The sequence below is a fragment of the Paenibacillus sp. N22P23 genome (assembly GCF_059383735.1).
This window is the reverse complement of sequence record NZ_JBXENT010000004.1, coordinates 198,552-211,641: the sequence shown is the minus strand read 5'-3', so window position 1 is coordinate 211,641 and position 13,090 is coordinate 198,552. Positions and strand designations below refer to the sequence as shown.

The following is a 13,090-nucleotide window of genomic DNA, read 5'->3' as shown; positions in this document are numbered from 1 at the left end:
TGCTCCCGGAGGGTAGCAGCCCTTTTTTTGAACCAATGGAGGCTCAAATGGATAAGAAAACGATGTTCATTACACCGACGACGCATTGGGATCGGGAATGGGTCATGACGAAAGGCCAATTCCAGGTTCGCTTGGTTCATTTGATCGATCAGCTGCTGTGCATTATGGATGAACATCCAAACTACAAATTTTTGCTGGATGGGCAAGCCATTGTACTTGAAGATTACTTAGCGATTAAGCCGGAGCAGAGGGAACGGATATCCACTCTTATGGAGTCTGGCAGGCTGGTTACGGGTCCTTGGTACGTGCTTGCAGATCAATTTCTGGAAAATGGCGAATCTACGATTCGGAATTTGCTGATTGGCATGGATCTCATTCGGCACATGCGCGGCAGGCCGATGATGCTCGGTTATGTACCGGATTCCTTCGGGAGTATTGCGAGCCTGCCAATGATTCTGAATGGTTTTGGGATTCACTATGCAACGTTTGGACGTGGACGTCCTCGGTGGGATGATGGTCTTCCGGACTATGAATTCTGGTGGGAGGGTCCGGCTGGTTCTAAGGTTTTGGCGGCTAACCATGGGTATAGTCATGGGGTTTTTCTGAGCTATCCGGATATATGGACCGATATTAGCGCCCCTTCATCCCTAGAACCGGATGCGCAGAATCAGCTTGACAGCTTCCTGGATGAGGCTGGGAAGCAGCACGATAAGGCTGCCACCTCCAATCTCTACATGTCCGTTGGGATAGACCATATGGAGCCTCGGCCGTCCCTGCCCGGAATAGTCGATTATATCAATCAGCATCAAGAGGAGTATGAGCTCAGGTACGCGATGCCGGAAGATTATTTGGCTGCAGTTGCAGCAGCTGCGGATGGATTGTCTACTTATGCGGGAGAGATGAGAGGCTCGGACGACCTTCCGATGGATTTGGTAGGCACGTTATCTTCTTATATGAGCTTAAAGCAGCAGAACGACGCCAGTGAAATTCTTCTGCAGCGGTTAGTGGAGCCTCTGTGGGTGATGGCTTCCAGCGCGACAGGCATATCCTATCCGAAAGGCATTATTCATCATCTATGGAAGCTGCTGCTTGCCAACCACCCGCATGATTCCATCTGCGGCTGCAGTTTGGACCAGGTCCACAAAGATATGCGGAACCGGTTCGAGGAAATCGAGCATACGGGCGCTTATCTGCTCAAGGATGGATTGCACCAATTAATAGGGGCAATAGATACGACCTCTCCGGAAGAAGCTTCAATTGCTGCTGTCGTAGTGAATCCGCTAGGCCGCACACATAGTGGCCCCGTGAAACGTTATGTGCGGGTTACGAAGCGATTCAAGCATGACGCTTATACACTGGTAGATGAGAAGGGTCAAACCATTCCAGCGAGAATCCGCCATATCGTAGATAAAAATAAAGATTTAGAGAGCGAATATATGACCGCTGACATGCTGGCCGTATTGATTTCGAAGACTAGCGAGGATAACCGTGCGGCTAATCAGGTGTTCACGGTGCTTGAGCTTGATTTTATAGCTGAGGAAGTTCCCGCAAACGGATATCGGACTTATTGGGTGAAACCCGCCGGAGTTCAGAATGAACCTGCACCAGCGGAGTCATCCATTCGCTTGCGTGAGAACGGGATGGAGAATGAAGCCATTCAAGTTCGGTTTCATGCTGATGGTACATTTGATCTCCTCTATAAGCGTACAGGCCGGGAATATCGTCAGCTCAATTACTTCGTCAATCGTGAAGAAACGGGTGACTTATATGATCATCATGAATATGCGGTCTATGATGAGCGAGATTCCAGGGCTGTCGGAGCGAAGTGGCAGCTTCATGAACATGTTGCGGACCGTATCGTATTTAGAGCCGAGATGAGCTGGGCGCTGCCTGAAGCGATCAAGGATGGTAAACGATCATCCGTGCAGGCTGCACTTCCAATGACGATGTACGCAACCTTATATGCGGGTATCGAGAGGCTCGACATTGCGATTGATATGGACAATAGGTGCAGGGATCACATGCTTCGAGTTGCTTTCGAGACCGGAATGCACGCGAAGACGGTTGCGGCATACGATCATTTTCATGTCGTGGATCGGAGGGTTAGAGCTGCCGCAGGAGAGTGGAGAGATGAGCCGTTTCAGGAATTTGTGGATGCTTCAGACGGCATAGAAGGCTTTTGTATTTCGACAAAGGGACTTCCGGCATACGAAGCTGTAAGCGGCGGCAAGGGTACGACTGTGATGCTGACGTTAGTAAGGTCAGCGGGCAGCATCGGTCAAGCGGCAGGCGCCAATTATCCGGCTCCGGGCGGTCAATGCCAAGGTATGCACCGCTTTGAATACGCGATTATTCCACATGTTGGGGATTGGCGGCAAGGTGAATGTCTGGGGAAAGCAGCTGATTTCCGCACGCCTTTTCTAATTGAAGCTGCTCTTCAACATCCAGGGAAATGGCCGTCGTCTGGCTCGCTCTTCTCCTTCAACTCCACGGCGAGCAGCGACTTGTTTATGAGCTGTCTCAAGCAAGCCGAGGATCGCAGCGGGTGGATTGCTCGTTTGTGGAATCCGGTCCAAACGGAGCATGTTCAGGTTCAAAGCGCGCTCCATGTGTTGGATGTCTACTCGACATTCCTAGATGAGCGTCTGAAGGAGCAGGCGGAGGATGCGGCAGGGAAAGGCATCCTGATGAAGGCAGGAGAGCTCGTCACGATAAGGCTTCAAGAGCGTATCATGGACTAGAGGGGGACTAACAATGGTCAACTACCAATTAACCTATGAGAATTATCTGGATAAAGTATACGGGGCGTGGCTCGGGAAGAGCATAGCAGGCACGATCGGCGCACCTTTCGAGGGCAGGAAGGAATTGTTCGATTACGAATATGACCCTCGTGCGATCGCCGAAATGCTTCCGAACGACGATTTGGATCTTCAAGTCCTCTGGCTGCATGTACTCGAGCACAAAGGCGTTTATTTCACCTCGATGGATTTGGCGGAAGCGTTCTATGCGCGTTATCCTTTCGTGCCGGGTGAATACGCCTATTTTAAGAAAAATTACAATCGCGGCATTTATCCTCCCGTATCGGGGGCGTTCAATAACCGCTACTACATAAACGGAATGGGCTGCCCGATACGTTCGGAAATCTGGGCCTGCGTCGCTCCGGGTAATCCGGAACTCGCGGCCGAGTTTGCGGGACGTGACGGCATGCTGGATCACGAGGGCGATTCCATCTACGCGGAGCAATATTTGGCGGCCGTCGAAGCGATGGCATTTGTCGAGAGCGATCTGATGAAGCTGCTTCGGGATGGCATGGTATATTTGCCGGAGGGCTCGAGAATACGCCGGCTCGTGGAAGACACGATGGCATGGTGCTCGCAGGATTTGACTTGGCAGCAGGTTCGTTCTCGTATTATTCGCGATTACGGCCATCCGGATTGCACGAACCTCTATCAGAATATCGGATTTACACTGGTATGTTTGTTTTACGGCAAAGGGGATTTTCTTGAGACGACGATGATCGCGCTTAATTGCGGTTTCGATACGGACTGCAGCTGTGCGACGGCAGGTGCTCTATTAGGGATTATTTATGGGGCGCGCTATTTAATCGAGAAACATTCCTTCTACGATACAAGCTACAAGCTCGACGTGAAAGTGACTCGGCGCTCTAACCAGCTAGCGGATTTGGCTGAAGATACTTGCGTGGCAGGCTTAACCATCATGAGAGAGCTTAATGATGCGATAGCGATTACAGGCCTGCCTTCCGGGCTGGGCTCTATTCCGGCGAACAAGCCGCAGCCTTCGATTGTGATTTCCGTTGATTATCAAGGGATTCCTGTCATTGGATGGCGTGAGAACAAGACGATAGCGATTGGCGTTAAGAACGAGACAGCAGATGCGATTAGTCATCCGTTAACAGTCGAATTGCCACAGGGGTGGCTGAGTGAATGGTCTTGGCAAGACATCGTCTTGCAGCCGGGAGAATCGACTTCCGTTCAGCTTGCGATAAGCGTACCTGAACAAGTGGCTTACTTGTCGGAGAAAAATTTGCTGACGGCTTCTTGCGGAGAAGCTTCGTTCGTCTTCGGACTGAACGGGGCACAGGTCTGGAAAGTGTATGGACCGTTCTGGGAGAATCACATCGACATTCCTCGTACGGAGCTGGGCGAGTGGTATTACGCCGCATTCGAAGGCACACGGGATGAGATTGCAGATTTGTCGCGGCAATTTCATCTGAATACGAAGGCAGATGCAGGCAAGGATTATCGAAGTTTGGTCGATCCGAACGATTATCGGCTCGTAAATGTAACAGAGGACTTGTTCTCGGTTTCCGATTTGATCGGCTTTCAGGGGCCATGCGTCGTATATGCGGAGCGGGAGATTGAGCTTCCGGATGACCGAGAGGTCAATATTATTTTCGGACATACTGAGGCTTACCGGTTATGGATCAACGATCAATTAATTAGTGAGGCCGATCACCATGATTGGTGGACTGCCGAGAACCGGCATCACTCGGAAGTCAAACTCTGCAAGGGAAGAAATACGATTAGGCTGCAGGCTATTAGGCGCGGGCGTCACGCGGAGTACAGCTTGATCTTCACTGAACTTGGCCAATCGTTCCCGCATCACATTACGGATCTTGGTTCGTGGATTGAATGTGAATTCGAATAATTGCTTCAATTGCAATTTTTTCAGACTATTGCTAGGCTGGAACATATAGTTTGGCATGGTCAAGAAAAAGCAAAGGAGCCATTATACATGACACAGAATAACTATCAAGCCTTAATTAAAGATCGAATCTTTATGGGCGGAGCTGCGGATGTAGAAGATATGATCAAGAACGAAGAGGTTGATGTCGTCATCGACTTGCGTGCCGAAGCTACCGGTTGTGCATATGAAGGTTCAGATGTGGAGTGGATCCAGATTCCGCTAGGCGATAACACGGCAGAAGACCACCTCCTATTTAAGAAAGCGATTGATGAAGTCGTTGGTGCGTACAAGAGTGGCAAGATGGTAGCTTTCCATTGTGCAGGTGGCGGCGGCCGAACGGGTGTCGTTGCAGTCGGTACGCTGATCGAGCTTGAGCAAGCAGAGGGAAAGGAAGACGCGGAAGAGAAAGCTAAGAGCATTCGTGCCAAGATCAACATTAAGCCTCCGCAGCGAGAGGCTCTACAGAAGCTGTATATGAAATAATTGCGCCGCAGCCCACCATGTATTGGTGGGTTTTTTTATTGTCAAATTCCCTTCTTTGATACATAATGTATCTATAACGAAGGAGGAGTGATCTTTTTTGAAGAAGCTGCTAATGTCTGTTTTGGTTGCTTGTTTATGGCTAGTTACACTCAGCGTTGTGCCGGCAAGTGCGGCAGCACCGTACACCGGCAACATATTGCTGCAGCTGGATGGGATTTCCGGCGAATCGACCATGAAAGGGTACGAGAAGTGGAGTGTAGTTGAAGGTGCATCTTTCTCCATAGAAAATCAGGGCTCTTTTGTAGCAGGCAGCGGTGCAGGCGCTGGTAAAGTAAGTCTGTCAGCACTCACGATCACGAAATCCGTCGACGCCGCTTCCGTACCGATCATGTTGAATGCCATGAAAGGCTTACATATTCCGAAAGGCAAACTTGTTTATATGAGTAATGGGGCAGCTGGGAATCAAACCCCTTACCTGATGATTGAGCTGGAAGATGTGATCATTAGTAGTTATACCTTCGATGATACAGAAGAAACAGTGGTGTTGAATTTCAACAAAATCAAGTGGACCTACTGGATCACGGATGCAAAAGGAATTCGTACTCCGATCACAGGCGGCTGGGATATTAAGAAAAATAATATTGCCTAATGGTACAAAAGAAGGCAACCGTCACGTTTGCCTTCAGAATGTCGAGAAACCCAACGTTTTTTCAAACGTTGGGTTTCTCTTTTGGTTATCGGGTTGGTTTGAAGGAGGTTGAGAGCAGTTAAGTGCAGGATGAAATCTGCGGCGTGCAATGACGCCAAATATCTTTCGTAAGTGCGGAATGCTCTAACGAACCGTATGGCGCTTATTTGCCCATTATTGGCTCCGAAAACATTCTAACGAACCGTACGGGCTCTATTTGACGGTTTTGGAGTAGTTTGGAGCCGATTATCCTCAAATAACGCCTCCACGGTTCGTTAGATTCTCGAAGCCCCGAAATTCGGCCCAATAACGCCTCTACGGTTCGTTAGATTTTCGCGGAATTCAAGATGAGGAGTGCGATTTGAGCCTAAGGCGACCGTTATGGTTGCCTTTTTTGCCGTCCGTGAAAGAGGTTTTCGATCGCATCTGTCGAATCAACCAGGGCAACGTCTTTACATAGAGAGGGGGAGCAGTTTGAGAGCAAATCGAATGGAAGCATTCAGCGATGGCGTAATAGCCATTATTATTACGATCATGGTGCTTGAATTGAAAGTGCCGGAGGGCCATGAATGGCATTCGCTGGTAGGTCTGGCGCCGAAGATGCTCAGTTATTTGTTCAGCTTTATCTACGTAGGCATCTACTGGAATAACCATCATCATCTTCTTCACGCCGTACATACGATGAACGGCAAGCTGATGTGGCTTAATATGCTGCTGCTGTTCTGGCTTTCTCTCGTCCCATTCTCTACGGCTTGGATTGGAGAGAGTCACTTTGCTCCCACGCCTACAGCGTTATATGGCATCGTGCTGCTGCTTGCTTCTATAGCATATTGGTTATTGCAGCGCGCGATTCTGGGCCAGCACCCATCTGATTCTGCTATTAGAGCGGCGATAGGAAGAGATTTCAAAGGCAAGATATCGCCTGTGATCTATACACTAGCAATCGTGACCGCCTATCTTAACGCCTGGGTTTCGTGTTTCTTCTTTGCACTGGTCGCGATCATTTGGTTTGTGCCCGATAAGCGGATCGAACATGTCTTACAGAGGAAGTAAACCTAGCGAGCGGGCTGGCTGGTTATGGAATTGAGGCAATTAATAGAATAGAATCATCATCGAACAGTTAGATCAAACCATTGATCTAACTGTTTTTTCTTGTATAGCCGCACCATTTTCATAAATAATAGCCTGCTTGAGAACAATAAGGAAAGAATTAACTATTGGCAGGTGGTGATGGCATGTTTCGCATGGAGAAAGGAAAAACAAATTCCGGTCCTAAAGTAACGATTGAATTGAAATCCGGCAATATCGATCAGAAGAGTGCTCAGATTCAGCAGCATTTCTCGCATACAGAAGATTTGAAGATGCAGAAGCTCACATACTCGGATCAAACCTGCGCATTGATCTATCTGGAGTCACTTGTACAGTCGGCTTCCATTCAAACTCTTATCATCGATGCATTGCTGGAACCCAGCTCCGATGATATCGAGCAGAAATTAACTGCAGTCGAAGTCAAAAAGTCATCCGATCTAATTCAAATCGGAAAATATATGCTTGAAGGTAATTGCGTCATTGTAACGGAAAGCGACTCGACAGTCATCGTGATACCCGTAGCAAAGTCGCAAGACCGAGCCATACAAGAGCCTAGAGACGAACAGATCATTAAAGGCGCGCATGATGGTTTTATTGAAAGCCTCAGTACAAATCTATTTTTGCTTCGCAATCGTATGAAGAATCCCAAATTGAAAGTGAAATATTACACGTTAGGCAGTGTCACCAATACGAAAGTAGCCATGCTCTACATGGATGGCTTTACGGATCCCATAGTCGTTGCAGAATGCGAGAGAAGGCTCGCCGAGATCGATCTGGAATATTTGTATTCCGCCGGAAACATTGATGAAATGCTTGAAGAGCACCCGCTGTCGCCGTTTCCGCAAACGCTGCAGACCGAGAGGCCGGATCGGGCGGTTTCCTACCTCATGGAAGGCAAAATTACGATCATCGTCGACGGCAGTCCAAGCGTTCTGGTCCTGCCGATTACATTCTTCTCGTTCTACCAGTCGCCGGATGATTACAACAGCCGCTGGATCATCGGCTCCTTTTATAGGTTCATTCGGCTGATTAGTTTTGTTCTGGCAATTTGCTTGCCGGCGATCTACATCGCTACCGTGTCCTACCATTCTGAAGTGCTGCCAATCGGGATTCTGTATTCGGTTAAGGTGTCGTTAACCTACGTTCCTTTACCGCCTATTCTGGAAGCGCTTGTGATGCAAATCATACTGGAGCTGTTGAAAGAGGCAGCAATTCGACTGCCCACGCCTATTTCCCAAACGATCGGTATCGTAGGCGGGTTAGTCATCGGAACCGCCGTGGTGGAAGCCCAGTTGGTATCGCATACGATGATTGTTGTCATCGGGTTAACGGCGATCGCGTCCTTCGTAACCCCAATTAACGAATTCGGAACGAGCCTTCGAATTCTGGGATTTCCGATGATGTTGGCCGCATCCCTGTTCGGATTCTTCGGCATATCCATTATGGTCATGCTCATATTTATTCACCTTTGCAAGATCGAGACATTGGGCATCCCGTATTTCGCGCCGTTCGGTCCGTTTCAAGGCAAAGAAAGCTTTAAAGATGTTTTTCTCAGACTGCCGCTGTGGATGGTCAATAAAAGCACAAGTAAGACGGAAGGCAGTCCCATAAAGCAGGCGATATTCGGGAGGTGGAAACGGCCGTGAAAATGACAATAAGCAGATCCCAATTGTTTTTTTTGATCATCAAAACGCAGATTGGAATAGGCTTATTATCTTTGCCTTCTGATATTCAGAGCACGGCGGATGGAGATTCCTGGATTTCGGTCATTATTGCAGGGGCAATCATTCAGCTGATGCTGCTCATTTATTGGCGTTTGCTTAAGAAATTTCCGAACCAAACATTAAGCGAAATTACGGTACGCATGCTGGGACGTTTTATGGGAAGAGCGATCAACTTCGTTTATTATAGTTTCTTTTTACTCATTGCGGCATATGCATGTTCACTTTACGCGGGGCTGATCACAACTTGGATGCTCCCTTTGACTCCGGAATGGGTGCTGCTTCTGCTTATCGTCTGCACAAGTATTTATTTGGCGATTGATAATTTGAGGGTCATCGCTAGATTTTTTGTTTTATCCTCCGTGTTGTTTGCCGTTTTGATATTGATCAGTATTTTAAACTTTAAAAATGTTACACATATTTCGAACATTCTGCCTCTTGGCCATTCAGGGGTGACACAAATTCTGAGCGGAAGCGAGAAAACGTTCTTCTCGATGCTCGGGTTCGAGGTGACATTGTATTTCTATGCTCATGTTCAAGGAACCCGGAAGAGCAAGTTGGCCGTCATATCGTTAGCCAATTTCTTTGTGACTTTGTTTTATACGTACTTTGTCTTTATCTGTTTGATTGGACTCAGTCCTAAGGCGTTAGAGCAGGTGAAAGAACCGGTACTATTTCTATTTAAAGGACTGTCTTTTCAGCTGTTTGATCGTTTAGATCTGATCTTCCTGTCAATTTGGATCATTCCGATGACTGCTACCATCGTTTCGTATTTATGCGTCGCAGGGAAAAGCCTAACGACTAAACAAGGCTCCTATCGCAAACTTGTATGGTTCAGCGGGGGGATCGTCTTCTTCGCCGCATGGTATATTTCGACAATTGAAAATGCAAAGCCATTCACGAAATGGCTGGAATATGGCTATTTGATCATGATTGCAGCGGTGCCGGCATTGCTCTGGCTTGCATCCTTCCTTGTTAAAACCAAAGAAAAGGTCGGATCAACATGAGAAGAATGATTGTTTCGGTTGGGATCCTATTCCTATGCTCGGTTATCTTAACAGGCTGCTGGGACAGCCAATATTTATCCACGAAGAAAATGGTAAACGGGATCAGTTTGGATGTTACGGAAGACAATCCATTAAAGGTGACTATCAGAGCCATCCAGTTGGATAGTAAAGGCGGCGGCCAGTTCAACGTGAAGGACCAAGAGATGCAAGCTGAGGGAACAACAACGAGCAGTATCGGCTTTCAAATAGATAACATGCTTCCCGGCACCGTCGAAGCCAGCAAGACGCATGTTGTCATCATTGGGGAAAAACTCGCCAAACAGGGGATAATGGCACCCCTAGAATATTTTTATCGGAATCCGAAAGGATATCTGAATTCGAATATTCTAATAAGCAAGGGTTTAGCTTCCGAAGTCTTATCCTTCAAGAAGCTAGACAATAGTCCGGTCGCATTTGGGATCAAGCAGATGATGAATGGAGCCGTCCGCACGACGATTGTTCCGAATCAAACGCTGTATTCGATCTGGAGTCAAATGTTTGATCCGGGCGAAGATATGGTTCTTCCCGTCATTCATAAAGTCGAAGAGAAAGCGCTAGCCATTAACAGTATCGGATTGTTCAGTGGAGACAAGTACACCGGAGTAACCTTGTCTAATGATGACAGCAGTATACTACTGCTCATGCGTGGCAAGCTCGGCGGTTTTGCAATGTTGGATATTCCTATCGAACGGAGCTTACTTACTTTTCGTGCAATCAAGTTAAAGCACTCGAGGCATCTGTCGGTCAATGAAACGACGTCTGAAATCGAATATACTGTTAAGGTAGACCTGTATGGCAACATTACTAGTTATCCCGGGTATCAGGGGCTGCCAATCGATCGTGAAAAGGTGCAGAAAGAAATTAACGCAAGCCTAAACAAACAAGCAGCGAAAGTGGCGAGCAAATTGCTTCAAGCGAAATGCGATGCGCTTGGCATCGGAAGAAGCCTTAAGGCTCATCATCCCAAGCAGTGGAAATCCATCGATTGGAAGGATCACTATAAGGAAGTGAAGATCAAACCGGATTTTCGAGTTCATATTACAAGTACGGGCATTATTAAGTGAAAGGTTTAAAGGATGATCTCTCGTCATGGAGAGGTCATCTTTTTTTTGGCATAGCATTTACGATTTCACATCCACAGGCTTATAATGAGATTGATTATCATTACTAGGAGGATGTTGAAATGAAAGTTTGGTATAGAGGAGCAGTTCTATTAACAGCGGCAGCAATCGTATTATCCGGTTGCGGTAAGAATGACAACAATTCTAATGCGTCCAAGGCAACCAATGCAGCAGCTGCGAATGGTGAAGGAGCAGTTGATCTAACCGAGGCGCAAGCCCAATATCAAGCTTTCGGCATTGAGCAGTGTGATCTATTGATCGCGGATACGGAGAAGTTCGTAAATGCCGTCAAAGCAGGCAATATCGATGAGGCGAAGAACCTTTATGCCCCTGCACGCATGTATTATGAGCGTATTGAGCCGATCGCAGAATCGCTTGGCGACTTCGATCCGAATATCGATGCGCGCGAGGGCGATGTGGCTGAAGCCGATTGGCGCGGATTCCACCGCATCGAGAAAGCGCTGTGGGTCGATAACTCTACGGACGGCATGACAGAGTTTGCCGATCGACTTCTCAGTGATGTCAAAGCGCTTCGCGCATTGATGGAAACCGTTGAAGTAGACAGCACGATGCTCGTGACCGGAGCGGTAGAGCTGCTTAACGAGGTTTCCTCCTCGAAGGTAACAGGGGAAGAGGAGCGTTATTCCCGCACGGATCTGTACGATTTTGTTGCGAACGTACAGGGAGCGAAGAAGATCTATGAACTGCTGAAGCCTGCGCTTGCGCAGAAAGATGCAGATCTGGAGAAGCAAATCGGTGAACGTTTTACCGAATTGGAAGGTCTTCTTGATAAGTACAAATCAGGCGACGGCTATGTCTTGTTTACTGACTTAAAGGATGCCGATACCAAATCGCTAAGCCAATCTCTTGATGCGCTTGCAGAGCCGCTTTCACAGATGGGTACTATTTTGGGGGCGTAATGACATATGAAGGACCGGGAGAAGAAAAACCGTCCGGAAGAGGGACAAAGCGGGATTTGGAAAAAACCTGTTAGTCGGCGCGATCTGCTTAAGATGGCCGGTATCGGCGGAGCTGGACTTCTGCTGGGCGGCCTTGGAACCGGAGGGCTGCTGGAAGCAAGCAGCCGTCTGCGCGGCAACGAGGCTTCACAGTCCGAAGAGGATATGGTTTCGTTCTACGGTTCGAATCAGGCGGGCATTACAACGCCTTCACAGGATTTTATTTGTTTTGCCGCATTTGATTTGCGAACGACGGATATTGCGGATGTACGTGAGCTATTCAAGAAGTGGACGGAAGCTTCCAGCGCAATGACTCGTGGACAATTAGTCGGAGAGCCTGTTCATGAGAATGAACATGTACCTCCTACGGATACGGGGGAAGCTGCCGGACTGAACCCATCTCGTACAACGATTACGTTTGGGGTAGGTCCAAGCTTCTTTGATGAACGATTTGGTCTTGCGGGAAAACGTCCGGCGAACTTCGCTGAGCTGCCGCTCTTTAACGGCGATGCGCTGCGTGAGGAATGGACGGGTGGAGATATCGGCGTGCAAGTTTGTGCCAATGATCTGCAGGTTGCTTTCCATGCTATTCGTAACCTCGCCCGCATAGCGCGAGGGAAAGCAGTCCTTCGATGGACGCAGGAGGGCTTTCAACGCACCGGCCAAGCGGATCCGTCTGGTGCAACACCGCGAAATCTCATGGGTTTTAAGGATGGTACCGGCAATCCCGATATTCATGATGCGCAGACGATGAAAGAGGTCGTCTGGGCTGGGGCAGGCGATGGCGCTCCTTGGATGGCAGGGGGAAGCTATATGGTGGTAAGGCGAATTCGGATACGCGTTGAAGTATGGGACCGTTCGACGCTTAAGGATCAAGAAGACACGTTCGGCCGTCATCGGCACAGCGGAGCACCGATTGGAAGTCAGAAGGAAACGGATAAGCTCGATCTTGCGGCGAAGGATGAGAAGGGGAACCCGATCATTCCGATGGATGCCCACGTTCGCCTTGCAAGAGGAGACAGTTCGATTCGGATTCTTCGGCGCTCCTATTCGTATTCGAGCGGTCTCGATAAGGTGACCGGACAATTGGATGCGGGCCTACTGTTCATCAGCTATCAACGTGATATAGCCAAGCAGTTTATTCCGATGCAGCAGCGGCTTGCAACCGACAAGCTGAACGAATACATCCTTCACCACGGGAGCGCGATATTCGCTTGCTTTCCGGGTGTCCGCAAAGGCGGCTACATTGGAGAGACGCTGCTGTGAGCGGAAGGAG

10 protein-coding genes are annotated in these 13,090 nt (G+C 48.4%); all 10 read left to right on the top strand.

The genetic code is table 11. The features are described from left to right. Nucleotides 1-47 precede the first annotated feature (47 nt). On the top strand, nucleotides 48-2,741 hold the full coding sequence (locus AC506A_RS19095; RefSeq protein WP_495462594.1) for an alpha-mannosidase: 2,694 nt from the start codon (nucleotides 48-50) through the stop codon (nucleotides 2,739-2,741). Between the two features lie 13 nt (nucleotides 2,742-2,754). Continuing rightward, nucleotides 2,755-4,668, top strand: a complete 1,914-nt coding sequence (locus AC506A_RS19090) for an ADP-ribosylglycohydrolase family protein (RefSeq protein ID WP_495462593.1) — start codon at nucleotides 2,755-2,757, stop codon at nucleotides 4,666-4,668. A gap of 87 nt (nucleotides 4,669-4,755) precedes the next feature. Beyond that, on the top strand, nucleotides 4,756-5,190 hold the full coding sequence (locus AC506A_RS19085; protein ID WP_495462592.1) for a protein-tyrosine phosphatase family protein: 435 nt from the start codon (nucleotides 4,756-4,758) through the stop codon (nucleotides 5,188-5,190). A gap of 97 nt (nucleotides 5,191-5,287) precedes the next feature. After that, nucleotides 5,288-5,839: an Hcp family type VI secretion system effector gene (locus AC506A_RS19080; protein WP_495462591.1), complete on the top strand. Its 552-nt coding sequence runs from the start codon at nucleotides 5,288-5,290 to the stop codon at nucleotides 5,837-5,839. A 513-nt stretch (nucleotides 5,840-6,352) separates the two neighbouring features. Next, nucleotides 6,353-6,931 carry a TMEM175 family protein gene (locus tag AC506A_RS19075; RefSeq protein WP_495462590.1) on the top strand — a complete coding sequence of 193 codons (579 nt, stop codon included), beginning with the start codon at nucleotides 6,353-6,355 and terminating at the stop codon, nucleotides 6,929-6,931. A gap of 182 nt (nucleotides 6,932-7,113) precedes the next feature. After that, entirely contained in the window at nucleotides 7,114-8,613 is a 1,500-nt protein-coding gene (locus tag AC506A_RS19070; protein WP_495462589.1) for a spore germination protein, read from the top strand. A gap of 2 nt (nucleotides 8,614-8,615) precedes the next feature. Continuing rightward, nucleotides 8,616-9,695: a GerAB/ArcD/ProY family transporter gene (locus AC506A_RS19065; RefSeq protein WP_495462833.1), complete on the top strand. Its 1,080-nt coding sequence runs from the start codon at nucleotides 8,616-8,618 to the stop codon at nucleotides 9,693-9,695. Then, nucleotides 9,692-10,798 (top strand): Ger(x)C family spore germination protein, encoded by a 1,107-nt coding sequence (locus AC506A_RS19060; RefSeq protein ID WP_495462588.1) that lies wholly within the window; start codon nucleotides 9,692-9,694, stop codon nucleotides 10,796-10,798. The genes AC506A_RS19065 and AC506A_RS19060 overlap by 4 nt, the downstream gene beginning before the upstream one ends. Nucleotides 10,799-10,917: 119 nt before the next feature. After that, a complete protein-coding gene (gene efeO, locus AC506A_RS19055) occupies nucleotides 10,918-11,775 on the top strand; it encodes an iron uptake system protein EfeO (RefSeq protein ID WP_495462587.1) in 858 nt (285 codons plus the stop codon). Nucleotides 11,776-11,781: 6 nt separating this feature from the next. Continuing rightward, nucleotides 11,782-13,080 carry an iron uptake transporter deferrochelatase/peroxidase subunit gene (gene efeB / locus AC506A_RS19050; protein WP_495462586.1) on the top strand — a complete coding sequence of 433 codons (1,299 nt, stop codon included), beginning with the start codon at nucleotides 11,782-11,784 and terminating at the stop codon, nucleotides 13,078-13,080. The last annotated feature ends 10 nt before the right edge of the window (nucleotides 13,081-13,090 follow it).

Excerpts from the sequence above, each read along its gene's own strand:
- AC506A_RS19060 (WP_495462588.1), top strand. The coding sequence starts at position 9,692 with ATGAGAAGAATGATTGTTTCGGTTGGGATCCTATTCCTATGCTCGGTT.
- AC506A_RS19085 (WP_495462592.1), top strand. The coding sequence starts at position 4,756 with ATGACACAGAATAACTATCAAGCCTTAATTAAAGATCGAATCTTTATG.
- AC506A_RS19070 (WP_495462589.1), top strand. The coding sequence starts at position 7,114 with ATGTTTCGCATGGAGAAAGGAAAAACAAATTCCGGTCCTAAAGTAACG.
- AC506A_RS19065 (WP_495462833.1), top strand. The coding sequence starts at position 8,616 with ATGACAATAAGCAGATCCCAATTGTTTTTTTTGATCATCAAAACGCAG.
- efeO (WP_495462587.1), top strand. The coding sequence starts at position 10,918 with ATGAAAGTTTGGTATAGAGGAGCAGTTCTATTAACAGCGGCAGCAATC.
- efeB (WP_495462586.1), top strand. The coding sequence starts at position 11,782 with ATGAAGGACCGGGAGAAGAAAAACCGTCCGGAAGAGGGACAAAGCGGG.
- AC506A_RS19090 (WP_495462593.1), top strand. The coding sequence starts at position 2,755 with ATGGTCAACTACCAATTAACCTATGAGAATTATCTGGATAAAGTATAC.
- AC506A_RS19095 (WP_495462594.1), top strand. The coding sequence starts at position 48 with ATGGATAAGAAAACGATGTTCATTACACCGACGACGCATTGGGATCGG.